This window comes from Streptomyces pseudoechinosporeus, assembly GCF_054783935.1.
Genome location: NZ_BAAGPS010000023.1, coordinates 60,839 through 83,956, shown reverse-complemented (window position 1 = coordinate 83,956; position 23,118 = coordinate 60,839). Strand labels below are relative to the sequence as shown.

General features: G+C 69.4%; 17 protein-coding genes. 3 read left to right on the top strand and 14 right to left on the bottom strand.

Features of this window, described 5'->3' with window-relative positions; genetic code table 11:
- Positions 1-11: 11 nt before the first annotated feature.
- From ACYVO6_RS23785 to ACYVO6_RS23770, 4 genes are all read right to left on the bottom strand, one after another.
- On the bottom strand, positions 12-1,781 hold the full coding sequence (locus ACYVO6_RS23785) for a DUF4153 domain-containing protein (protein ID WP_461064276.1): 1,770 nt from the start codon (positions 1,779-1,781) through the stop codon (positions 12-14).
- Positions 1,782-2,057: 276 nt separating this feature from the next.
- Entirely contained in the window at positions 2,058-2,969 is a 912-nt protein-coding gene (locus ACYVO6_RS23780) for an ADP-ribosylglycohydrolase family protein (protein WP_461064274.1), read from the bottom strand.
- A gap of 13 nt (positions 2,970-2,982) precedes the next feature.
- Positions 2,983-3,642: a histidine phosphatase family protein gene (locus ACYVO6_RS23775; RefSeq protein WP_461064272.1), complete on the bottom strand. Its 660-nt coding sequence runs from the start codon at positions 3,640-3,642 to the stop codon at positions 2,983-2,985.
- 81 nt (positions 3,643-3,723) lie between these two features.
- On the bottom strand, positions 3,724-4,329 hold the full coding sequence (locus tag ACYVO6_RS23770; RefSeq protein WP_461064270.1) for a YdbC family protein: 606 nt from the start codon (positions 4,327-4,329) through the stop codon (positions 3,724-3,726).
- Between the two features lie 153 nt (positions 4,330-4,482).
- Here ACYVO6_RS23770 and ACYVO6_RS23765 point away from each other — a divergent pair, with 153 nt between their 5' ends.
- A complete protein-coding gene (locus tag ACYVO6_RS23765; protein ID WP_461064268.1) occupies positions 4,483-5,016 on the top strand; it encodes a TerD family protein in 534 nt (177 codons plus the stop codon).
- A 59-nt stretch (positions 5,017-5,075) separates the two neighbouring features.
- On the opposite strand, the gene ACYVO6_RS23760 is transcribed toward ACYVO6_RS23765, so the two are convergent.
- Together ACYVO6_RS23760 and nrdR are read right to left on the bottom strand one after the other, a co-directional pair.
- Positions 5,076-7,979: a vitamin B12-dependent ribonucleotide reductase gene (locus ACYVO6_RS23760; RefSeq protein WP_461064266.1), complete on the bottom strand. Its 2,904-nt coding sequence runs from the start codon at positions 7,977-7,979 to the stop codon at positions 5,076-5,078.
- A 150-nt stretch (positions 7,980-8,129) separates the two neighbouring features.
- Positions 8,130-8,681, bottom strand: coding sequence for a transcriptional regulator NrdR (gene nrdR / locus ACYVO6_RS23755; RefSeq protein WP_461064264.1), 552 nt, complete (start codon positions 8,679-8,681; stop codon positions 8,130-8,132).
- Positions 8,682-9,211: 530 nt separating this feature from the next.
- Here nrdR and lexA point away from each other — a divergent pair.
- Positions 9,212-9,994 (top strand): transcriptional repressor LexA, encoded by a 783-nt coding sequence (gene lexA, locus ACYVO6_RS23750; protein ID WP_461064262.1) that lies wholly within the window; start codon positions 9,212-9,214, stop codon positions 9,992-9,994.
- A 110-nt stretch (positions 9,995-10,104) separates the two neighbouring features.
- On the opposite strand, the gene ACYVO6_RS23745 is transcribed toward lexA, so the two are convergent.
- From ACYVO6_RS23745 to ACYVO6_RS23720, 6 genes are all read right to left on the bottom strand, one after another.
- Positions 10,105-12,081 carry an ATP-dependent DNA helicase gene (locus tag ACYVO6_RS23745; protein WP_461064260.1) on the bottom strand — a complete coding sequence of 659 codons (1,977 nt, stop codon included), beginning with the start codon at positions 12,079-12,081 and terminating at the stop codon, positions 10,105-10,107.
- 138 nt (positions 12,082-12,219) lie between these two features.
- The gene (locus ACYVO6_RS23740) at positions 12,220-13,035 is read right to left on the bottom strand and encodes a GNAT family N-acetyltransferase (RefSeq protein WP_461064258.1); all 816 of its coding nucleotides are present in this window, start codon (positions 13,033-13,035) and stop codon (positions 12,220-12,222) included.
- Positions 13,036-13,074: 39 nt separating this feature from the next.
- Positions 13,075-14,991: an IucA/IucC family protein gene (locus ACYVO6_RS23735; RefSeq protein WP_461064256.1), complete on the bottom strand. Its 1,917-nt coding sequence runs from the start codon at positions 14,989-14,991 to the stop codon at positions 13,075-13,077.
- Between the two features lie 161 nt (positions 14,992-15,152).
- Positions 15,153-16,637, bottom strand: a complete 1,485-nt coding sequence (locus ACYVO6_RS23730) for a diaminobutyrate--2-oxoglutarate transaminase family protein (protein ID WP_461064860.1) — start codon at positions 16,635-16,637, stop codon at positions 15,153-15,155.
- Positions 16,638-16,893: 256 nt separating this feature from the next.
- Positions 16,894-18,102: an MFS transporter gene (locus ACYVO6_RS23725; RefSeq protein ID WP_461064254.1), complete on the bottom strand. Its 1,209-nt coding sequence runs from the start codon at positions 18,100-18,102 to the stop codon at positions 16,894-16,896.
- Entirely contained in the window at positions 18,099-18,701 is a 603-nt protein-coding gene (locus ACYVO6_RS23720) for a helix-turn-helix domain-containing protein (RefSeq protein WP_461064252.1), read from the bottom strand. Before ACYVO6_RS23720 ends, ACYVO6_RS23725 begins: the two co-directional genes overlap by 4 nt.
- On the opposite strand from ACYVO6_RS23720, the gene ACYVO6_RS23715 reads away from it, so the two are divergent.
- Positions 18,700-19,221 carry a GNAT family N-acetyltransferase gene (locus ACYVO6_RS23715; protein ID WP_461064250.1) on the top strand — a complete coding sequence of 174 codons (522 nt, stop codon included), beginning with the start codon at positions 18,700-18,702 and terminating at the stop codon, positions 19,219-19,221. The genes ACYVO6_RS23720 and ACYVO6_RS23715 overlap by 2 nt on opposite strands.
- Positions 19,222-19,478: 257 nt before the next feature.
- On the opposite strand, the gene ACYVO6_RS23710 is transcribed toward ACYVO6_RS23715, so the two are convergent.
- Both ACYVO6_RS23710 and ACYVO6_RS23705 read right to left on the bottom strand, forming a co-directional pair.
- A complete protein-coding gene (locus tag ACYVO6_RS23710) occupies positions 19,479-21,161 on the bottom strand; it encodes a hypothetical protein (protein ID WP_461064249.1) in 1,683 nt (560 codons plus the stop codon).
- Positions 21,158-22,990 (bottom strand): flavin-containing monooxygenase, encoded by a 1,833-nt coding sequence (locus tag ACYVO6_RS23705; protein ID WP_461064247.1) that lies wholly within the window; start codon positions 22,988-22,990, stop codon positions 21,158-21,160. Before ACYVO6_RS23705 ends, ACYVO6_RS23710 begins: the two co-directional genes overlap by 4 nt.
- Positions 22,991-23,118: the final 128 nt, after the last annotated feature.

Genomic DNA, 23,118 nt, shown 5'->3' with positions numbered 1-23,118 from the left:
GTTCCCGTGCCTCAGCGGTACTGGAACTCGTCACGGAGCCGAAGGCACTCGCTCCAGTCCGCCTCGGCCGACAGCGGCCGGTCCTCGATGATCTCGCGGGCCCGGTACTCGCCCCAACTGGTGGCGTACCAGGGCTTGTTCTCCTTCTTCAGTTCCCTCGCGATGGGCTCAAGCGCGCAGGAGCGCAGCGGCTCCTCCAGCTTGTCGAGGGCCGGTACGGCGTCCGCGGACAGGCCACGCGCGTAGTCGACGTCGAACTTGCCCTCGCCATCCTTGCTCGTGGCCTCGTACCGCTCGACGTTGCGCTCGGCGACCAGGCCGTCCGGCGAGACGAGCCCGAAGGCGAGCACACCCGCGGCGGCACTGGCCATCACGGCACGCGGCAGCCAGCGGGCTCCCCATACGCCGGCCGCCATGATGAGCACGATGACCAGGCCGAGCCAGAGCTCCACGGCCACCACCGAGATCCTCAGTCGCGTCAGTCCATACGCCTCCACGTACATGTCCATACGTCGCACCGCCGATGCCACGACAACGAGCGTGAGAACACAGAGAGTTCCCAGCACGGCGCGCACCAGCGTCCAGTCGCGCGCACCGTCGCGCGGGGCCCAGCGCAGGGCGAAGACGATGACAAGCAGGGTGAGCAGCGTGACCAGGAGCAGCTGCCAGAAGCCCTGGCGTGCGTACTCTGCGTAACTCTGGCCGGTCTTCTCCAGCACGGTGTCGTACCCGCCGAACAGGACGGCGAGTTGGACGGCGTTGAAGGCCGCGAAGAGCACGATGAGCACGATCAGGGGCAGCGCCCACTCGAGACGGCCACGCTCCCGGCCCGGCGGCACCTCGATACGGTCCCACTGAACGGGCGAAGCGGCTGTGTGTGCTGCCGCCAGCGCGCCGACCAGACCGAGCACCAGCAGGACGATGTGCCAGGGGCCGCCGGAGACGGAGGCGTCCGGCATGAGGCCACCGAGCAGATCCGCGAAGGCCGCGTCGGCTCCCGCGAACAGCGCCCCGAAGACCAGCAGCAGAACCGCGGCCACCGCGAGCGCGCGCAGCACCGGGCCCAGGTTGCCGCGGGCGCCGCCGAACCGTTCCCGCAGGCCTCGCCAGCCCCAGACGGGTCCGGTGAGAACCGAGGTGTACAGGCCGATCGGGCCGAACAGCAATCCGGTCCAGGTACGGCCGCCGTGCAGCGCGAGCGAGCCCGCGGCCAGGGCGGTCACCACGGCGAGGAACGTCGGCCAGTCGGCATCGCGCAGCGCCGGCACGGTCAGCAGGGCGAGGCCGCCGACGCCCCACACCAGCGTCCAACGCCGCGGACCGCGGCCGGCCGCCTGGGCGGCGAAGTACGCGGCGAACGCGGCCGGAATCGCCACCAGCAGGAGGTTGAGGGCCAGTCCGTCGGCGAGCAGGAGCATGCTCAATACGCCGGTGGCGAGGCTGGCCCAGAGGGTGGCGGGGCGGACGGGGGCCGGGGGCTCCGTCTGCAGGTCGGGAGACCACCAAGGGGACTCGGCGAGCGGGTAACCCCAGTCGGCGTCCTCTCCGTCCGAGTCGTCCCCGTCGGCGTCGCTCGCCGAGGAGGCGTCGCCGGAGTACGAAGCGGGGACGGCATCCTCGGGCTCATCGGCATCGACGGCGGGCTTCTTGGTCAAGGCGGCGGTACGCCCACTGCCAGCGCCTCCCCCTCCTCCGGAGCCCTCTCCAGCGCTCCCCTCGGCACCCTCTCCATCCCCCTCTCCCGGCCTTCTCGGCTCGGCCTCGGACGGCGTGTCTGACACGGGACCCCCTCCCGACCGGTCCACGGGCGGCTCGCAGCACGTGGCTGCGGCGGAAGCCCAGGGAACCGATGTCTCGTCGGCGCACGCCCGAGATGATCAACGAGCGGCGTGGCGGACAGGGTATCCGCGGGTAAGCCGACGCAGCGGGCCACGGTGGCTCTGTGTCAGGTCTGTGACAGTTGCGGAGGCTTGCGCCAGGAGGAAACGGGCCCGCACTCACACGGGAGGTGGCACGGCAACCCTTCGGCCGCGCCCGACTCGGCAGCCGTTCGGGGCCTACGCCCCGTCCTCCACCGATATCCAGCCCGGCAGGGCCTCGGTCCGTTCCGCCCACTCCACAGGAGGCGCGCCCGCCTTCCCGGCGGCCAGCACACCACCCACGATGGCGCAGTTCGTGTCCACGTCCCCGCCCACCTGGGCGGTCGTCCAGAAGGCCCGCTCATAGTCGCCGAGCGAACGTGCGGCCGACCAGAGCGCGAACGGCACGGTGTCGTGCGCGCTCGTACGCCGCCCGCAGCCGAGCACCGCAGCGACCGTCGACGCGTCGTCGTAGTCGAGCATGTCCCGGGCACGCCGCAGCCCGGCCTCCACAGCGCTGCGCGGCACAAGGGCTATGACGCCGTCGAGCAGTGCCCCGGCGCTGGGCGGACCGCCCGGGGCGGCGGCCAGCGCAGCCGCAGCAGCCACGGCCATGGCGCCGACCACGGCCTCGCGGTGCTGATGCGTGGGGTACGCCGAAATCTCGGCCTGGTGCGTCGCCTGCTCCGGATCGTCCCCGTACCAGGCACCCAGGGGTGCGATGCGCATCGCGGCGCCGTTCCCCCACGAACCCTGTCCGTTGAAGAGAGCGGAGGCCAGCTCGCGCCAGTCGCCGCCCTCCCGGATCAGCCGCAGCAGACGGTTGACCGCGGGCCCGTAGCCCCGGTCGAAGTCGTGGTGCTCCGCGAAGGAGCGGGCCAGCTCGTCCTGGTCGATACGACGGTGGGCGGCCAGAACTGCCACTACGGAGCAGGCCATTTCGGTGTCGTCGGTCCACTGCCAGGGGCCGGACGGCAGGGCACGGCGCTTGAGCAGCGGGTAGTTCTCGGGAACGAAGAACTGCGAGCCCAGCGCGTCCCCCACCGCGAGTCCGCGCAGGCTGGCCAGGGTGCGGGCCATGCGCCCGTCGGGAGAGGAGTCAGCGGTCATCGCCCTGCCACTTCTATCCGGTGACTCCGTACGGTTTCGGATCACGCCAGCGGTCGAACGGCCGGTCAAGTGTGTACCTGCCGTCCTCCCCGAGAACGAGCATCCGCATCTCCCCGTTCCCGGGATTGACCAGGCACTCGAACTCCGCCACCGACCAGTGGAACCAGCGCATGCAGAACAGCCGCATGGCCAGTCCGTGGGTCACCAGGAGCACGTTCGGAGGGTGATCGGGCGCCTCGAAGCTGCGGAACAGGCTCTCCAGAAAGCCGCCGACCCGGTCGTACACATCGGCGCCGGACTCCCCCTGCGCGAAGCGGTAGAAGAAGTGCCCGTACGCGTCGCGATACGCCTTCTGGAGGCGTACGTCCTCCCGGTCCTGCCAGTTGCCCCAGTCCTGCTCGCGCAGCCGCGGCTCCTCGCGTACGCGCACCAGTTCAGGGTCGAGATGGAAGGCTCGGAACGTCTCGTGCGTACGGCGGTACGGAGAGACGTAAACGCTTACGCGCTCATGTCCGAACACCTCCCGCAGCCGCTTGCCCGTCTCTTCCGCCTGTCGCCACCCCGTCTCGGTGAGGGCCAGTGCGTGGTCGGGTTCGCGTTCGTACACGGTGTCATCGGCATTGCCCGCCGACTCGCCGTGCCGGACAAGAACGATGCGCCGTGGTCGTGCCATGCCAAAACCCTAGATCGGATCGCGGCTGATCGAGCACTCGTACGGGTCCCATACGGCGGAGGTCACACAACTGTGACCGCTTCAGACCGTCCAGCCCGGTTCCAGTTCCACGATGGCGCCCGCGAGGGCTGCCACGTCCGCCTCGATCTGGGCCCGCAGGGCGAGCCGTTCGACGCGCTCGGCACGGTACTTGCCGTGCTCGGCGGCCGACTTCCACATCGACAGCACCAGGAACTCATGACCGGGTGCCTCACCGAACAGCCCGCGCACCATGCCGGGGGATCCGGCCATCGCCGGGTTCCACACCTTCTCCTGCATCAACGCGAAGTGCTCGGCCCTCTCCTCGTGGACGCGACAGTGCGCCACCCGTACAAGGTCGGCGTCCGTGAAGCGCGGCTCGAAGCCGGTCTTCACATCGAATCGGTGATCGAAGAGTTTGATATGTGGATCCTTGAAGGTGCCGGACTGCGCGGCGGCCAGCCGGTCATGGGAGCGGGCCATGAAGGAGTCGTAGAACGCACGGCTCTCCCAGAAGGCGAAGACATGGGCCACTCCGGGTCGCCCCCGGCTCCAGCCCCCGCCCTGCCCCCGGAACCCCGGCTCCCCCAGAAGCCCCGCCCATTTCCGCTGCCCCCGTTCAAAACCGCGGCGGTCCACCACGGTGCAGCGAATCCACTTGACCAGCACCGCGCCATCGTAAGGCCACAGAACGTGGCCTCGGTCACGCTCTGGCGGAGTACATCCGCGCGAGCGCCCCCAGGTGCGTGACACGATGGACAACACGCCTCAACTGCCCGCCAGTTGGAGCGACTGTCACAGGGGACCAGGAGGGGAGATCTGGTGAACGGCCTCAACAAGGGCATCAGCAAGGTCGAGGTCGCGGTGAAGTGGGACCCGAGTCCCTCCGGTGAGCCACCCACCGATCTCGACATCGTCGCCGCGACCTACTTGGCGACCGACACACACGAAAACCCCGACTACGTAGTGCACTTCGACAGCCGATCCCCGGACGGCACCATCACCCTCAACCGGGACAGCAAGGACGGCAAGGGCTTCGGCTGGGACGAGGTGATGACCCTGGAGCTCACCCGTCTCGACAAGCGGTATGCGCGCGTTGTCGTCGGCGTCTGCATCCAGCAACGCTCCGGACGCAAGGCCTTCGTCGGATGCCACAACCCCTCGCTGCGCATCAGCGAGGGCTATACCGTCCTGTTCGAGGACGACTTCGGCGGCGTACTGGGAGCGACGTCCGCGACAGTCGCCGAGTTCGTACGCGACGACTCCGGAGAGTGGGATTTCCACCCCGGCGTCCGAGGCTTCGACACGGACCCGGCAACCTTCGCCAGGACCATGGGCAGCCGCCACGAATCCTGACCGCTCAAGCCGAAGGGGCGGTACGGCCGGTGGCCGTACCGCCCCTCACGGCGTGTGGATCAGCTGCAGCCGCTGGTGGAGCCGCAGCCCTCGCAGATGTAGCAGGACCCGGCCCGCTGCATCTTCGTACCGCAGGAGAAGCACAGCGGGGCGTCCGCCTGGATGCCCAGCTGCATCTCCACCAACTCGGCGCTGGTGTGCGCCTGCTGCGGGGCAGGCTTGGCCGCCTCGGCCTCCGCCCTCGGGGATGCGACGGCCTTCAGTTCCTGCGCGCGGGGCGCGGACTGGGCGAGACCCTCGACGTCGAGCTCGTCGTCGGTCGGCTCGTACGAACCGGTCTCCAGATGACGCTGACGCTCCGGGGCGGAGTGGATGCCGAGCGCGGAACGCGTCTCGAAGGGCAGGAAGTCGAGCGCCAGGCGGCGGAAGATGTAGTCGACGATCGACTGCGCCATCCGCACGTCCGGGTCGTCCGTCATACCGGCCGGCTCGAAACGCATGTTGGTGAACTTCGAAACGTACGTCTCCAGGGGCACGCCGTACTGCAGGCCTACCGAGACGGCGATCGAGAAGGCGTCCATCATGCCCGCGAGGGTGGAGCCCTGCTTCGACATCTTCAGGAAGACCTCACCGAGACCGTCGTCCGGGTAGGAGTTCGCGGTCATGTAGCCCTCGGCGCCGCCCACCGTGAAGGAGGTGGTGATGCCGGGACGGCCCTTGGGGAGGCGCTTACGGACCGGGCGGTACTCGACGATCTTCTCGACCGTCTCCCGGATGGTCTCCTCCGCCCGCTCGGCGGCCGCGGTGGCCTCAGGACTCTGGTTGCCCTTGTTCTTGGCGGAGAGGGGCTGGCCGACCTTGCAGTTGTCGCGGTAGATCGCGAGCGCCTTGACGCCCATCTTCCACGCCTCGAAGTAGACCTCCTCGACGTCCTCGACGGTCGCCGACTCCGGCAGATTGACCGTCTTGGAGAGCGCGCCGGAGATCCAGGGCTGGATCGCGGCCATCATGCGGACGTGGCCCATCGCGGAGATGGAGCGCTCGCCCATGGCGCAGTCGAAGACCTCGTAGTGCTCGTGCCTGAGGCCGGGGGCGTCGATCACATTGCCGTGCTCCGCGATGTGATCGACGATCGCCTCGACCTGCTCCTCCTGGTAGCCGAGGCGCCGCAGGGCCTGCGGCACGGTGCCGTTGACGATCTGCATCGAGCCGCCACCGACCAGCTTCTTGAACTTGACCAGCGCGAGGTCGGGCTCGAGGCCGGTGGTGTCGCAGGACATCGCCAGACCGATCGTGCCGGTCGGGGCGATGACGGACGCCTGGGAGTTGCGGAAGCCGTTCTTCGCACCGAGACGGACCACGTCCTGCCAGGCCTCCGTGGCGGCGGCCCAGATCGGGGTGTCCAGGTCGTCCACGCGGAGGGCCACGGCGTTGGCGTCGGCGTGCTGCTTCATGACGCGCTGGTGCGGCTGCGCGTTGCGGGCGTACCCGTCGTACGGGCCGACAACCGCGGCGAGTTCCGCGGAGCGCTTGTACGACGTGCCCGTCATCAGGGAGGTGATGGCGCCGGCGAGGGACCGGCCGCCGTCGGAGTCGTACGCGTGGCCCGTGGCCATCAGGAGGGCGCCGAGGTTGGCGTATCCGATGCCCAGCTGACGGTAGGCGCGGGTGTTCTCGGCGATCTTCTGGGTCGGGAAGTCCGCGAAGCAGATGGAGATGTCCATCGCCGTGATGACGAGCTCGACGACCTTCGAGAAGCGCTCGACGTCGAAGGCCTGGTTGCCCAAGCCGTCGTCCTTCAGGAACTTCATCAGGTTCAGCGAGGCGAGGTTGCAGGACGTGTTGTCCAGGTGCATGTACTCGCTGCACGGGTTCGAGCCGTTGATACGGCCGGACTCCGGGCACGTGTGCCAGTGGTTGATGGTGTCGTCGTACTGGATGCCCGGGTCGGCGCAGGCCCAGGCGGCCTCGGCCATCTTGCGGAAGAGCTCCTTGGCGTCGACCTCCTCGATGACCTCGCCGGTCATCCGCGCGCGCAGGCCGAACTTCTCGCCGTTCTCGACCGCTTTCATGAAGTCGTCGTTCACGCGGACCGAGTTGTTGGCGTTCTGGTACTGGACGGATGTGATGTCGTCGCCGCCCAGGTCCATGTCGAAGCCCGCGTCACGCAGGGCGCGGATCTTCTCCTCTTCCTTGACCTTGGTCTGGATGAAGTCCTCGATGTCGGGGTGGTCGACATCGAGGATGACCATCTTGGCGGCGCGGCGGGTGGCACCGCCCGACTTGATCGTTCCTGCCGAGGCATCGGCACCGCGCATGAAGGAGACCGGACCGGAGGCGTTGCCCCCGGAGGACAGCAGTTCCTTGGACGAACGGATCCGGGAGAGGTTCAGGCCGGCCCCCGAGCCGCCCTTGAAGATCATGCCCTCTTCCTTGTACCAGTCGAGGATCGAGTCCATGGAGTCGTCGACGGCCAGGATGAAGCAGGCGGAGACCTGCTGGGGCTGCGGCGTGCCGACGTTGAACCACACCGGCGAGTTGAAGCTGAAGATCTGGTGCAGGAGGGCGTACGCCAGCTCGTGCTCGAAGATCTCGGCGTCAGCGGGCGAGGCGAAGTACTTGTAGTCCTCACCGGCCTTCCGGTACGTCTTCACGATGCGGTCGATGAGCTGCTTGAGGCTCACCTCGCGCTGGGGGGTGCCTACAGCACCCCGGAAGTACTTGCTGGTGACGATGTTGACCGCGTTCACCGACCAGAACTCGGGGAACTCGACGCCACGCTGCTCGAAGTTGACCGAGCCGTCGCGCCAGTTGGTCATGACGACGTCACGACGCGCCCACTCGACCTCGTCGTACGGATGCACGCCCGGGGTGGTGTGGATGCGCTCGATCCGCAGCCCCTTGTTCGCCTTGGTGCCCTTGGCTCGGGAACTCCGTGCCGGACCGCTCGCCGTCTCTGTCATGCCGCCTCCCTGTATCGGGCCAAAACGCCCTGAAGTGCCTCGTTCTTCCCGGGGCACGTGTGTGTCTGGTGTTGCGCGCAGCGCATGCGCGACCGCTCGCAACAGGTCTCTGAATCGCCGCCGACCGGCCGACGCGGGTCGGCCCGCTCGTCAGTCGCCGGCGCCTGCGGGCACGGGGACTTCGGCAGTCCCTCCGGACCCGCGGTCGCTTCCCTGGCGCCCCTCGCCCGCGTCATCGTCGTCCGCGGCTGGGCGCTGCGTCTGTTCCCTGAGTTCCGCGATGGCGGCCTCGAAGTCCTCCGGCGAGTCGAACGCCCGGTAGACGGACGCGAACCGCAGATAGGCCACGAGGTCCAGCTCCTGCAGTGGGCCGAGAATGGCCAGCCCCACGTCGTGGGTGGTCAGTTCGGCGCTTCCGGTGGCCCGCACCGCCTCCTCGACCCGCTGGCCGAGCTGGGCGAGTGCGTCCTCGGTGACAGGCCGTCCCTGGCACGCCTTACGGACGCCATTGATGACCTTGGTACGACTGAAGGGTTCGGTGACTCCGGACCGCTTGACCACCATGAGCGAACACGTCTCCACCGTCGTGAACCGACGGGAGCAGTCCGGACACTGGCGGCGCCTGCGGATCGACGTACCGTCATCGGTCGTACGGCTGTCGACGACGCGGCTGTCGGGGTGCCTGCAGAAGGGGCAGTGCATCGAACTCCAACCCTCCTTCACAGCACGACTCAATAGCCTCGACAGGCCACTTGGGCCCCTCGAAGCAGTCCCCAGCATAGGCGATGATCAGACCCCGGAGGACCCGGGGGACCACAACTTCTGGGCTGCTATTGCCATCCAACCACTAGATCTGGGGTTTGGTCGTAAATTTTCCTCGCGCGCGTGTCGCTTCCCTCCGAGCGCGCATGCCGCACCGATCTCGACATGTGCCGCACACCCATACCGGCGCCGGGGCCTGCGGGGATAACGTGGGCGCCGCACAACAGAGGCCGGTACCCGGTTGACGGGATACCGGATGGCAGACTGGGCGCCGACCCACGAGGTTGTCGTCCCGGCGGCGAAGAGTGCAGCGATCAGCCGTTTTGTCCGCCAGATGCAGCGTTGGCCATACACCCAAACACATGATCACGCCAGGTGATTCGCAATCTTTCACTCGAACGTGTGTTTGGCGCAACCTTTCGAAAGCAACTACCGTTGTCCAGCAGGGAGACGAACGAGAGGGGCCGACCGTGACCACCACCGCAAACAGTGCCACCATCACTGCCCAGGACCGCTCCCAGGGCCGACTCGAGCCGGTGCATGCCATGAATGAAGCGTTGAATCAGGAGGGACCCAAGCCCACGCGCTCCCTGCCGGGCCGACCTCCGGGAATCCGGGCGGACAGCTCCGGACTCACCGACCGGCAACGCCGGGTGATCGAGGTCATCAGGGACTCCGTGCAGCGGCGCGGGTACCCACCGTCGATGCGGGAGATCGGACAGGCCGTGGGCCTCTCCAGCACCTCCTCGGTCGCACACCAGCTGATGGCACTCGAACGCAAGGGCTTCCTGCGGCGCGACCCGCACCGACCCCGTGCCTACGAGGTCCGGGGGTCGGACCAGTCCACCGTGCAGCCCACCGACACGGCGGGCAAGCCGGCCGCGTCGTATGTCCCGCTGGTCGGCCGGATCGCCGCCGGTGGCCCGATCCTCGCCGAGGAGTCGGTCGAGGATGTGTTCCCGCTGCCCCGGCAGCTGGTCGGAGACGGCGAGCTGTTCGTCCTGAAGGTCGTCGGTGACTCGATGATCGAGGCCGCGATCTGCGACGGGGACTGGGTGACGGTCCGCCGCCAGCCGGTCGCCGAGAACGGCGACATCGTGGCCGCGATGCTGGACGGCGAGGCCACGGTCAAGCGCTTCAAGCGCGAGAACGGCCATGTGTGGCTGCTGCCCCACAACTCCGCGTACCAGCCGATTCCCGGTGACGAGGCGACGATCCTCGGCAAGGTCGTGGCGGTGCTGCGGCGGGTGTGAGTACCCGCGGGCGGAACACCCTCCGCCCCCTGATCCGGGCCCCGGAACCACCTGCGCCGGTTCCGGGGCCCTGTGCTGTGCCCGGCCGATGCCGGGGACAGCACAGTCGTCTACTCGCTCTCTGCCTTCCGTGCCGCCTCGTCGATCGCGGCCAGCGACCGCCGTACCTGGTTACGGTCCGTCGTGTACCAGAAGCCGGGCAGTGACGCCTTCAGATAGCTGCCGTAACGGGCCGTGGCCAGGCGCTGGTCCAGTACGGCCACGACGCCGCGATCCCCCATCGCTCGTACGAGGCGACCGGCGCCCTGGGCCATGAGCAGTGCCGCGTGCGTGGCGGCGACGGCCATGAAGCCGTTGCCCCCGGCGTCCTCGACGGCCTTCTGGCGGGCGCTCATCAGCGGGTCGTCCGGGCGCGGGAAGGGGATCTTGTCCATGACGACCAACTGGCAGCTGGCGCCGGGGACATCGACGCCCTGCCAGAGCGAGAGGGTGCCGAAGAGGCAGGTCTTCGGGTCGGCCGCGAAGTTCTTGATCAGCTCGCCCAGGGTCTCCTCGCCCTGGAGGAGGATCGGGAACTCGGGGATGCGGGAGCGCAGTTCCTCGGCCGCCAGCTGCGCGGCCCGCATCGACGAGAAGAGCCCGAGCGTCCGGCCGCCCGCTGCCTGGATCAGCTCTGTCAGCTCGTTCAGCATGTCCGTGCGGTCGCCGTCGCGTGCGGGGCGCGACAGATGCTTGGCGACGTACAGGATGCCCTGCTTCGGATAGTCGAAAGGCGAGCCGACATCGACGCCCTTCCACTGCGGGAGGTCCTCGCCCTCCGTGCCTTCGGGAGCCAGCCCCAATGACGCCCCGATTCCGTTGAAGTCGCCGCCGAACTTCAGTGTCGCCGAGGTGAGGACCACGGAACGGTCCGCGAAGAGTTTCTCCCTGAGGAGGCCCGACACGGACATCGGCGCTACGCGCAGGGAGGCTCCGAAGCGGTCGTGGCGTTCGTACCAGACGACGTCCCACTCGGAGCCGTTCGTGATCCGCTCGGCCACATCGTGGATCGACTCCACGGAGGCGAGTGCCTGTTTGCGTACCGCGTCCTCGTCGCCGACGGACTTGTCGCGTGTCGCCCCCATCGCCGAGATCACCGTACGGGCGGCGTCGCGCAGTGCCATCAGCGCATACCCGAGGTCCTCCGGGATCTCCTCCAGGCGGCCCGGCAGGGCCAGCTCCATCAGGCGCTCGAAGCCCTCGGCGGCGGTCTGGAGCTGGTCGGCGGCCTTCTCGTTGACGAGCTTCGCGGCGCGGCGCACGGCGCGGTTGACCTGGCCGGGGGTGAGCTCGCCGGTCGCGACTCCGGTGACGCGGGAGACCAGTTCATGGGCTTCGTCGACGATCAGCACCTCGTGCTGCGGCAGGATCGGGGCGTCGTCGATGGCGTCGATCGCGAGAAGCGCGTGGTTGGTGACGACGACCTCGGCGAGTTTGGCGCGCTCGCGGGCCATCTCGGCGAAGCACTCCGCGCCGTACGCGCACTTCGAGGCACCCAGACATTCCCTGGATGACACGGAGATCTGCGACCAGGCCCGGTCGGAGACTCCAGGGGTGAGGTCGTCGCGGTCGCCGGTCTCGGTGTCGTCCGCCCAGTCCCGCAGCCGCAGCAGGTCCTGGCCCAGCTTGCTGGTGGGTGCGGCTGCCTCGAACTGATCGAAGAGACCCTCCTCCTCGTCCTGCGGCATGCCCTCACGGAGGCGGTGCAGGCACATGTAGTTCGACCGGCCCTTGAGCATCGCGAACTCGGGGCGGCGGCGCAGCAGCGGATGCAGCGCGTCGACCGTGCGCGGAAGGTCCCGCTCCACGAGCTGCCGCTGGAGCGCCAGGGTGGCCGTCGCCACGACGACTCTTTCCCCGTGTGCGAGCGCGGGCACCAGGTAGCCGAGCGACTTACCCGTGCCGGTGCCCGCCTGGACCAGCAGATGGGAGCCGGCGTCGATGGCCTCCGCGACGGCTTCGGCCATGGTCACCTGGCCAGGGCGCTCCGTACCGCCGACGGCTGTGACGGCGGCGTGCAGGAGTTCAGGGAGTGAGTGCTCTGTCATAGCGCGTCCACCCTACGGCGCCGCACTGACACCCGGGCGATCAATGCCGGGGCCGGGCGTGCGATCAAGCGGCCGAGAACCGGATCGGGTTCGACTGGGAACCGGATCGGGTCGAGCGGTGTACCAGAAGTGATGGCGCTACAACACATCGCGCAGGGCCCGGTCTCGGACCATGAGGGCGGCCCGCTTGTCGGGCAGGTCGACCTCGGCGGAGAACCGGAAGCCGGCGCTCAGGAAGGCGGACACGGAGGGGCTGTTGCGAAGATCGGGTTCCGCGACGACGCGTGCGCATGAGGGGCGCCGGTCGAGTACGAGGTCGGATACGGCTCTGAGCAGTGCTGAGCCAAGTCCCCGACCGCGGTTGGCGACGGCACCGATGAGGAGGTGGATTCCGGTGTCATGGAGACGAGCGGGATAGTGGCGGGCCAGTGGGTCGAGGTCCGCGCGGTAGATCTCCCAGTAGCTCATCGGCGTGCCGTCCAGCACGCCGAGGCAGGGAACGCTGCGGCCGTCCCCGTCGAGCTGGGCGCGCAGGTGATCCCTGGCGACCGTCTCGGGTCCGGCCAGCTCCCAGAACGCCGCGACGGCGGGGTCGTTCATCCAGCGGCTGATGAGCGCCAGGTCACGGTCGATGCGTACGGGGACGAGGTGGAGCAGGCCGACGGGGCTGGCGATGGGACCCCATCCGCCGATGCCGTCGAGCAGGTCGTCACCGGTTGGGATGACGGTCGTCGGTGTAACGGGGGCGGGCTTCGCCGTGCTTTTCCCTCCGCCCTGTTCCGCTGCGCGCTCGGCTGCCCTGGCTGCTTCGGCCTCCTCGGCGAAAAGCGCGACGAGTTCGTCGGGCAGGCGCAGGTCGAGTGTGTCCTGGCTGTCCGCGTCCGGGCCCGTGTCGCTGCCGAGGGAGGTGATGGGGGCGGAACCGGCGTCGGTGCTCGCATCGGTGGGAGGCACGGCGACGCTCCTCTCAGGAGATGGGGTGGGTCATGTTCCTCAGGAATGAAGGGGGTTGGCGATGGTGACGTAGACGGACTGGGTGTCGACCGGGCCGATGAGTTCGTCGAGCCCGTGCAACCGGGTCAGCAGGTTGGCCTTGCAGCGCAGTACGGGTGAGTCGAGCAGACAGGCGGGCAGAGGTGTACGCAGTCGTGCGGGGCCGGAGGCGACGTCGGCGAGGAAGCGGCGGAAGGCGGCGAGCAACAGCCGCTCGTCGGCGAGGCCTTGGGAGCCGAAGGCGCCGATGAGGCCGAGCACGTTGTTGATAGCGAGGTAGTAGGCGAAGCGTTCGTCGGTGACCTCGTCGGAGACGAAGGTGTCACTGTGCTCGCCGATGCCGGGGAGCCGTTTGTCCAGCTCCGCGCGCCGGGACTCGCGGAAGTAGTAGCCCTGGTTGTCGCGGTAGCGGCCACCGACGGGCCAGCCCTGCGGGTCCAGCAGAACCAGGGTGTTCTGCTGGTGGGCCTCCAGCGCGATGCCCGCCTCGCTGTCCAGCCAGAGGACGGGGCGGATCACCTGTTCCAGGTAGCGGAGGAACCACTCGGTGGCGACGGCGCCGCGCGAGCGTCCGGTGTGCCCGGCGAGGCGGGTGACAATCTCGGTGAGCCGTGACCGCATCGTGGGCCTGCCCTGCCCGGAGCCGGTCGGTTCGCCAGGTGGGTCCTGAGGCCTGACCGAGATAAGTCCGGCGATACAGGAGACGGAGTCCGTCGGCGTGAACGGGTTGTGGCGGATCATCACGTCGAGCCCGGGCACGGGGTTGCCGTCCGGGTCGTTGACGGCGAGCCAGGCCGGGTCGCGGACGATGTCGAAGCCCGGGTGGGCCGCCCGCCACTGTTCGGCGAGGCCGGCCCGCAGCAGGCGGTGGACTTCGACGCCTCGGTGGAGTTCCTTGCGGAGGTTCTCCCGGCGGGAGTTGGTGATGCACAGGCCCAGCGAGAGCTTCAGCATCGCGGGGGCGCCTGAGCGGTAGAGGGTGCGTACGGAGGAGGTGGGGTGCCAGGCGTCGCCATGGGGACCGAGGTCCTGGAGCAGACCGGCGTCCAGCAGTTTCGCCGTCGTGGAGCGGTGGCGGACCTCGCGGATCTGCCAGGGGTGCATCGGGAGCGCGGCGTACCCGTCGGGCAGCGGCAGTCCGGAACCGGCGAGCCGGGCAGTGAGTTGCTGAGCGGGTACGGGGCGGCCACGCTCGGTCCAGGCCGAGTCAGTGGCGAGTACGGAGGGAGCGACCGCCATCCAGTGCAGGGGGAAGGAGCCGCGTGACTCGGGTGAGTAGAGCCGGGTTTCGGCCTCGGAGAGTCCCTCGCGGCTCTTCGGGGTGGGGTGCAGCGGGTGACCGAGCAGAAGTGACTGTTCGGCGGAGAGGAAGAGGTCCGGGCCGTCGGCGGGGTACTCCCTGCGGTCGCTGATGAACACGACGGTGCGCTGGGCGGAGTCGGCCACGCGGCGCACCAGGTCGCCGCTGTCGCCGGCCCTGGCCTCCGCCCTGCCCTCCGTACCGTCCGCCAGGGGCTCTCGTCCGAGGAGTGCCGCCAGCGTGGCCGCGTCTGTGGGGGGTGCCTGGTGGGGGGCGTCTGCAAGGTAGGGAAGGCCGAGGCGGTGCCAGCCTGTGGGGGACCAGTAGTGCACCGGGACGACCAGGGCAGTGCCGCTGGCGGGGAGTTGGATGCGGAGGATGCCGTCTTTCGGAGCGGCGAGGTTGTTCTCCCGTACCCAGCAGCGCAGCAGGTTCTCCACGGCTGCCGTCTGGGCCGCGGTGTGCGGATCGGGGTGGTCCAGCAGGTCCAGGTCGGCGGCGGCACCGCGCAGCCGTACGGACTCTCCGGGCCCGGGCCCTCTCTGCTGCCTGAGGACAGATTCTGCTCCCGGGCCGGGCTCGAGGGTGTGGCTGTGGGGTGCAGGGGTGGCGTTCAAGTGAGTTCCTTGGGAGGTGGTTCAGGGTCGTGCTGCGACGAACTGGGGCTGTTCCGGCCTTCGTTGGACCTGGGCGTTTCGTGGTTGCTTCGGGTGGTGTGATGTCGGCGTGCGAGTGGCGCCTGCGTGAAGGTCGGGCCGCTCGGCGATGCGCTGCGGAATCATCGTGTGGCGGCCTGTCCGACCCACTCGGCCCGTTCAGCGAGCCCGACCGACCCGCCATACTCAGCACGCCCGTCATGCCCGTCACGCCCAACGCCCTGCGTTCGCAAGGGAGTTGGTGCCGTCGCGACCGAGGCGACCGCGTCCGACAAACGGTCGAGCACCGCGTTCGCCTGTTCGTCGGTGATCGTCAGAGGCGGGAGCAGCCGCACCACGCTGGAGTGTCGTCCACCGAGTTCCACGATCAGCCCGCGGCGCAGGCACTCCCGCTGGACGGCGACCGCCAGATCGGGGGCGGCGGGTCGCGGCCCGCCGACGGTGCTCCCGGCCTGGGCGGCGACCTCGGCGGCGGACTCGGGTGGTTGCTCCGGGTCCACGAGTTCGACGCCGATCATCAGTCCTCGTCCGCGTACGTCGCCAATGCAGGGGAAGTCGGCTGCCAGGCCGCGCAGTTGGGCCAGCATGCGTGCGCCGAGGCGGGCGGCTCGCTCGGCGAGACGGTTCTCACGGACGTACGCCAGGGTCGCCGAGCCGGCGGCCATGGCGAGCTGATTGCCGCGGAACGTACCGGCGTGGGCGCCGGGTTCCCATACGTCGAGGTCATCGCGATAGACCACGACGGCCAGAGGCAGGCTGCCGCCGATGGCCTTGGAGAGGACCATCACGTCGGGTGTGATGCCACTGTGTTCCACCGCCCAGAAGGCGCCGGTCCTGCCGACGCCCGTCTGGATCTCGTCGGCGATCAGAGGGATGGAGCGGACGGACGTGATGTCCCGCATCCGCCGCATCCAATCATCGCGCGCCGGGATCACTCCGCCCTCGCCCTGCACCGGTTCCAAGATCATCCCGGCGGGTCTGGGCACCCCGGACTTGGGGTCGTCGAGGAGGGACTCCGTCCAGTGCGCGGCGAGTTCGGCTCCCCGCTCACCGCCGACGCCGAACGGGCAGCGGTAGTCCTGCGGATAGGACAGGCGCGCGACCCATACATCCGACGCGCCCCCGGATGCTTCGAGCGCCCCCGCGGTCATGCCGTGGTAGGCGCCGGAGAAGGCGACCACCCCAGTGCGCCCGGTCGCGGCGCGCGCCAGCTTCAGGGCGGCCTCGACCGCGTCTGTGCCAGCGGGCCCGCAGAACTGCACGCGCGCGTGGTCGGCGAAACCGGGCGGCAGCGTACGGAACAGCTCGGTGGTGAACGTGTCCTTGACGGGTGTGGCCAGATCGAGGACGTGCAGCGGCGCCCCCGAGTCGAGGACCTTTCTGATCGCTTCCAGCACGACGGGGTGGTTGTGCCCGAGGGCCAAGGTCCCCGCGCCCGATAGGCAGTCGAGGTAGCGCGACCCGTCGGCTCCCTCGATCGTCAGCCCACGCGCCCGTACGGGCACGATCGGCAGGGCGCGCGCGTAGGTGCGCGCCGCGGACTCGCGCGCCGACTGCCGTCGCAGAATCCCCTCGTGCGCCAAGGGGGCGAGCTCGGCCTCGTGCATCGCGGGCGCCACGTCGGGCGCAGACTCGGTCACGGCCACGTTGTCGGTCCTCCCGCTGTCCAGAGGCGAGTTGCTCGGCCACCCGAGCGGGCGGCAGGGGATGCACGCAGGCGGAACGCCACCCGTACGTACCAACGACATGGACCCCGAGGGGCAACGGCGGGACGAAGATCCTTGCCGTGCCGGAACTGTTGCCGCTCCAGTCACAGAAAGCGGCCGACACGCTCCTCACTCGGCCATTCCTGACTCACTCCAGTCATTCCTGCGAACACGAAGCGTGATGTCCTTCACCGAAGGTCATCACGCGGCGGGACTGCTGGGTGCCAGTGCTTCCGAGGAGGGCGGCAAGGAGCAGGGCGGCGAGAGCGGTAACGGATGCGCCGCGCCAGCCGAGGGCTTCGAGCGCGGGTGCGGCGAGTGCGGTGCCGAGGGCGCCGGCGATGAAGTACAGCACCAGGTAGGCGCTGCTGAGGCTGCCGCTGCGTCCGGGGTCGATGGCGATGACCTGGCTCTGGTTGGCTGCCTGGGCGGCGAAGCAGCCGGCGTCGAAGAGCGCCAGTCCGAGTGTGGTGACCAGCGGAGTGCCGAGGCCGACGCTGAGCAGGGCGGTGCCGGCCGAGGCGACCAGCAGGGCGACGCTGATCACCGTACGAGCGGTGTAGCGGTCGGTGAGCCGTCCGGTGAGCGGGAGCGCGGCGAAGCCGAGCAGTCCTGCCAGGCTGTACAGCCCGATGGCGGACGGGCTGAGCGAGTAGGGCGGCTGGGCGAGCCGGAGCGCGAGGGTGACCCAGATGAGGTTGAACGCGAAGTACCACAGGCCGCCGGTGGCCACCGCGCGGCGGAGTTGCGGGTGGCGTCGCAGCAGCGGCGGGAGCGAGCCGAGGGTGGCGAGGTAGCTGCGGCTAGGGCGCGGCCGCTGCCGGGGAAGGAGCGTCCCGGCGGCGATGGCGCCCAACAGGCCGACGGCAGCGAAGACGAGCAGCATCTGCCGCCATCCGAGGCTGTCGGCGAGGGTGCCTCCGGCCAGGCGGCTGAGCAGGATGCCGGCCGACATCCCGGCGGCCACCGTGGCGACACCGGTGGCGCGGCGTGCCGGCGGGGCGTGGCGGCCGACGATGCTGCCGGCCTGCGCCGCGACGCCGACCGCCGCGCCGATGAGCAGGTAGGCGGCCAGGAGCACGCCCGCCCCGGGGGCGGTCGCGGCCAGCACGAGGGCGGCGGCCAGGAGGGTGAGCTGGCCGGCGACCAGGCGATTGGGGGCCAGGTGATCGGTGAGGGGGAGCAGGAGGGCGAATCCCACCATGCAGCCTGCGAGTGCGGCGGTCGGCACGAGACCGATCACGGAGAGCGGGACCCCGAGGTCGGCAGCGACGTCGGTGAGGGCGGGCTGGATGGCGTAGTTGTTCGCGATCGCCGTTCCGGCTGTGCAGGCGAGAAGGAAGGTGCCGCCTCGGGGCAGGCTCATGGCCTTTCGTCCCGGGTGAGGATGACGGCGTAGCGGCACTCGGCTCCGCTGCTGTTGGCGAAGACGCGCGGGGCGGGCTCACCCGGTTCGATCGTGTCGCCCGCGTCGAGTTCGTACACCGTGTCGCCCTCGTGGAAGGTCAGTCGGCCCTCCAGTACCCAGACGACCTGCCGGATGAATGCGAAAGCGGCGGCCGGATACGGCACGCGGGCACCGGGGGGCAGACGGACCTCGGCGATCTCCGCGGGGAAGTTCGGCCCGGTGATCTGGCGTCGGTGGTACCCGGTGGCGGGATCACGCCACTCCAAGGCATCGGCCTGGCGGCGCACGCCCGGCATTCCCGCAGTCGCATCCCCACTGTCGCCCCTCGCACCTTCGGCGAGGGCCAGCAGGGAGGAGACGCTGAGCTGGAAAGCGGCGGACAGTTTGCCGAGGACGACGGCGGTGGGGCTGCTCTCGCCGCGCTCGATCCGGTTGATCATCGCGCGGGACACACCGGAGGCATCGGCGAGCTGTGCCAGGGTCCACCCGCGGCGTTCCCGTTCGGTGCGGACACGGGCTGCGATCTGCCCCACCAGGGGATCTACTATGTTGGACATGATTCCAATATACGAGAAATCCGGTCGGGTAAAGGTCCGCCCGGCACACCTCGACGATACGGAAGCCGTCATCTCCATCCGCAACCATGCGATCGAGCACTCGACGGCCTTGTGGACCCAGACGCCGCAGTCCCCTACCGAGGGGGTCGCCTGGCTCGCCGCCCACCTGGACCGCGGTTCGGCGTTCGTGGCCGAGACGGAGGGCGAGGTCGCGGGATACGCGGTGTACGGCCCCTGGCGGGAGGAGCTGGACGGGTATGGCCACACGGTGGAGAACTCGGTCTATGTCCGCGAGGGCTGTCACGGGCTTGGCATCGGATCCGCGCTGATGACCGCTCTCATCTCCTCGGCGCGTCAGGCCGGCCACCACGTGATGATCGCGGACATCGAGGCCGGCAACACCGCGTCGATCCGACTGCACGAACGATTCGGGTTCCGCCATGTGGGGACCGTGCCGGAGGTCGGCACCAAGTTCGGCCGATGGCTCGATCTGACGATCATGAGCCTGCCCCTGGGCTGAGCCACACGGCGTCCGAGCATCCAAAGCCCTGACGGAACGGTCGTCCTCGTACATCACGACGACGACCGTCCCGTACCTGCGGCGGGCAGTTCACACAGGCTCCGCCAGGAGGAAAGCGCCACCCTGATGGTGGTAGCTGAGCAGGTTGCGTTTGACGTACGCGGCGATCTCGGCATCGGATCCCAAGGACGCGGGACCGGATGCGCGACCCTGGCGTGGGAGCGTACGCCCGACCCAGTGAGTTCAGCTCAGGCCGCTCACCGTGGCCCTTCCGGGGACGTCAGCCGCAGCACAGTGCCCTCCCCGTTGGCCGAGAGGAGCAGTGTGCCGCCCGGGGCGACGGCGAGTCCGGCGAAGCGGCGGGCCAGGCCGGGCATGCCGCCCGCGAACAGCGCGGGTTCGGCGCGGGGCACGACGCCCGGTGGTGGGCCGACCGGCAGATCCTCGGCATCGATCCGGGACTCCCCCGTCGTCAGGGAGATCGCCCGCAGCCTGCGCTGCCCGGTCTCCACCGTGAACAACTCGTCGCCCAGGACCACCAGCCCCTGCGGTGCGCCGAGCCCCTCCGCGACAACCGTCGGTGTCCCGTCCTCCTCGATCCTGAGTACGGCCCCTCGCCGCTCGTCGCTGACGTAGCAGCGCCCCTCCGCGTCGAAGGCCACGTCCACGGGCTGGTCGAAGCCTTCGGCGAGCACGGTGACGGCATCACTCGCGTCGACGGCCACGACCCGCCCGGCGCCCGCCTCCGCGACGACGAGCGAACCGTCCGGCCCGACCGTGATGCCCAGGGGCCGGTTCAGTCCGGTGGCCCGTGTCCGGGTGGTCTTCTGCGCCGGGTCGTACGTCTGCACCTGCCCGAACTGCGAGGTGAGGTGCAGGAGTTCACCGTCGGTGGTGATGCCGTGGGAGAAGTGCAGCAGGGCCTCGGTGGTCACTCCGCCGGGCTCGCCCTCGCCGGAGCCGACGCCGTGTGGCTCGCCCTCGTGGGAGACCGCGGGGCTCGCCACCCGGTAGTGGTCGGCGGCGTACACCGCGCCGCCCAGGTCGACCGTCACGCCGTACGGCCCGTCGAAACCGCGCGGCACGAGCTCACGCGTCCGCCCGTCGGGATGCATCTCGGTGACCCCGCCGCTGGCGTAGCTGGAGACGAACATACGGTTCTCGGCGTCGAACGCCGCGTTGTCCAGGCCGACCACCCCACTGGTGACCAGCGCCCGCGACCCGCTGCCGTGCAGGTCGATGCGGGTGACGATGCCCTCAGGACCCCGGGACAGGACGTGCAGCACCCCGCCCTGGTCGAAGCGGACCGCGACCGGCTGGTGGACATCCTCGGCGACCATCTCGGGTGCGCCCCCGTCCGGTGGGATCCGCCAGACCTGGCCGGTGAGCAGGGGGTTCGGGCCGCTCATCATGTGCGGGTAGTAGAGGTGGCCGTCCGGGCCGAGCTGCATCGCGTTGCCGAGGGCCAGCCCTTCGGTGAGGACCACGGGGTCGCGGCCGTCCGGGAAGAGCTCCATCAGACGGCCGTCGGGCTTCATCTCGTTCACGAACAGCCGGTCGCCGACGCAGGTGATGCCGTTCGGGTTCGTCACGTCGTCGGAGACGAGCGTGTACTCGCCCCGCGGGCTGCGGCGCCATACCCGCCCCGGAACCAGGTCGGCGATGTACATCGAGCCGTCCGCCCCGAAGGCGAGGTCGTCCGGCGCCTGGACGGGGCTGTCCATCGGCACGATCACGTCGACGTCCCCGGTGGCGGGGTCGACGGCGCTGATCTGGCCGGCCAGGAACTGGGCGACGTACAGCCGCCCGTCGGGCCCGAACGCGACGCCGTTGGAACCCCACAGCCGGTTGGGCGGGTTGAGCCGCTCGGCCTGCCAACGAGCGCTGGTGACCTGCTGGTTGCCGGTGTCGTCGAACCGGCTGGAAGACACGCTGCTCATGCCGGCTGCTCCGTCTCCCCGAGGACCTCGTCCATGCCGCCGTCCTCGCGCCAGCGGCGGAGCAGTTCATGGAAGGCGATCGGCCCGTCGCCGTACGACTCGCTGCGCTGCCGCGGCTTGCCTTCGTTGTTGTAGTAGCCGGGGGTGCACTCGGCCTGGAACTTGTGCAGGTCCGCGGCCTTCTCGCGGATCGTGGCCACCCAGGCCTCCTGGGCCTCGGCGGTCGGCTCGACGTACCGGGCCTGCCGCTTGCGCGCCTCGGCGACGATCTCGGCGACGTGAGTCGCCTGCTCGTCGAGGATGTGCGCATAGTTCACGGCGGAGGCGTTCTGCAGCGGGCCGAGTGAGAAGAGGTTGGGGAAGCCGCCCGTGGTGAACCCGTGCAGCGTCTTCACACCGCCGGTCATCCAGGATTCCAGCAGGTTGATGCCGCCTCGGCCGTACACCGGCAGCTGCCCGGACAGGATCCCCGACACCCCGACCTGGAAGCCGGTCGCGAAGACGACGCAGTCGACCTCGTACTCGGTGTCGCCGACCACGACGGCGTCCTCGGTGATCCGCTCCACTCCGTGGGTGTCGGCCGTGTCCACCAGCGTCACGTTGGGCCGGTTGAACGTGTCGAGGTAGGTGTCGCTGAACGTGGGCCGCTTGCACATGTAGCGGTACCACGGCTTGAGTTTCTCCGCCGTCTCCGGGTCCTCGACGATGGAGTCCACCCGGGCGCGCAGCTCGTTCATCTTCTGGAAGTCGGCGATCTCGTAGGCGCGTTCCCGCTCCTCGGCGGAGATGTCCGCGTACGCGTTGGTCGGGATGAGCTTCTCCTGCAACCGGGCGCTGCTGGTCCAGGCGTCGTTCACCAGATCCTCGTTCACCCGGACGCCGGTGACGATCTTCAGGAAGTTCTCCGTCCGCCGCTTCTGCCAGCCCGGCTCCAGCGACTTGGCCCACTCCGGGTCGGTGGGGCGCTGGCCGCGCACGTCCACCGTGGAGGGCGTGCGCTGGAACACGTACAGGTGCCCGGCGTCACGGCTCAGGTGCGGGACGACCTGGATCGCGGTCGCGCCGGTGCCGATGACGGCGACATGCTTGCCGGCCAGCTTGTGCAGGCCGCCGTTCGCGTCGCCGCCCGTGTAGTCGTAGTCCCAGCGGCTGGTGTGGAAGACGTGTCCCTTGTACGTCTCGATGCCGGGGATGGCGGGGAGTTTGGGCGTGCTGAGCGTTCCGCTGGAGATCACCACATAGCGGGCGCGCATCCGGTCACCGCGGTCCGTGCTGACGATCCACTCCAAGTCGGTGTCGTCCCAGCGCAGTTCGGTCACCTGGGTCTGGAAGCAGGCGTCGTCGTAGAGGTCGAAGTGCCGCCCGATCGCCATCGCGTGCTGCCGGATCTCCTCCCCCGGCGCGTACTTCCACTTCGGGACGTAGCCGAGTTCTTCCAGCAGCGGCATATAGATGTACGACTCGATGTCGCAGTGGATGCCCGGATACCGGTTCCAGTACCAGGTCCCGCCGAAGTCGCCGGCCTGCTCGATCACCCGGATCGACTCCACGCCCGCCTGCCGCAGCCGCGCCCCGGCGAGCAGCCCGCCGAACCCGCCGCCGATCACCACCGCCTCGACCCGGTCGTGCAGCGGCTCCCGGGCGACGAACTCGGTGTACGGATCGTCGGCGTACGAGCCCAGGCCGGTGAGGCGCCGATACTGCTGGTTGCCGTCGGGGCGGATCCTGCGGTCGCGCTCGGCGCGGTACTTCGCGCGCAGGGCGTCGGGGTCGAAGCCCAGCTCTTCGAGGGTCGAGGAGTGTCCGACGGACTGTGGGGAGGTGGACATGCGTGTGCCCTTTCTGCTGTCCAAGGTGATGCACAGGTGATGTGCTCGGGTGGGGGGAACTGCGTTGATCAGAGCGGAACGCCGGGGTGAGCTGCGGCATATATGCAAGCAGGGCGAGCTGACAGCCT

What these genes read in the sequence shown, in the direction of transcription:
- ACYVO6_RS23780 (WP_461064274.1), bottom strand. Translation starts at nt 2,969, where the DNA reads ATGACCGCTGACTCCTCTCCCGACGGGCGCATGGCCCGCACCCTGGCC.
- ACYVO6_RS23775 (WP_461064272.1), bottom strand. Translation starts at nt 3,642, where the DNA reads ATGGCACGACCACGGCGCATCGTTCTTGTCCGGCACGGCGAGTCGGCG.
- ACYVO6_RS23760 (WP_461064266.1), bottom strand. Translation starts at nt 7,979, where the DNA reads ATGACAGAGACGGCGAGCGGTCCGGCACGGAGTTCCCGAGCCAAGGGC.
- nrdR (WP_461064264.1), bottom strand. Translation starts at nt 8,681, where the DNA reads ATGCACTGCCCCTTCTGCAGGCACCCCGACAGCCGCGTCGTCGACAGC.
- ACYVO6_RS23745 (WP_461064260.1), bottom strand. Translation starts at nt 12,081, where the DNA reads ATGACAGAGCACTCACTCCCTGAACTCCTGCACGCCGCCGTCACAGCC.
- ACYVO6_RS23730 (WP_461064860.1), bottom strand. Translation starts at nt 16,637, where the DNA reads ATGCACGAGGCCGAGCTCGCCCCCTTGGCGCACGAGGGGATTCTGCGA.
- ACYVO6_RS23725 (WP_461064254.1), bottom strand. Translation starts at nt 18,102, where the DNA reads ATGAGCCTGCCCCGAGGCGGCACCTTCCTTCTCGCCTGCACAGCCGGA.
- ACYVO6_RS23715 (WP_461064250.1), top strand. Translation starts at nt 18,700, where the DNA reads ATGATTCCAATATACGAGAAATCCGGTCGGGTAAAGGTCCGCCCGGCA.
- ACYVO6_RS23720 (WP_461064252.1), bottom strand. Translation starts at nt 18,701, where the DNA reads ATGTCCAACATAGTAGATCCCCTGGTGGGGCAGATCGCAGCCCGTGTC.
- ACYVO6_RS23710 (WP_461064249.1), bottom strand. Translation starts at nt 21,161, where the DNA reads ATGAGCAGCGTGTCTTCCAGCCGGTTCGACGACACCGGCAACCAGCAG.
- ACYVO6_RS23705 (WP_461064247.1), bottom strand. Translation starts at nt 22,990, where the DNA reads ATGTCCACCTCCCCACAGTCCGTCGGACACTCCTCGACCCTCGAAGAG.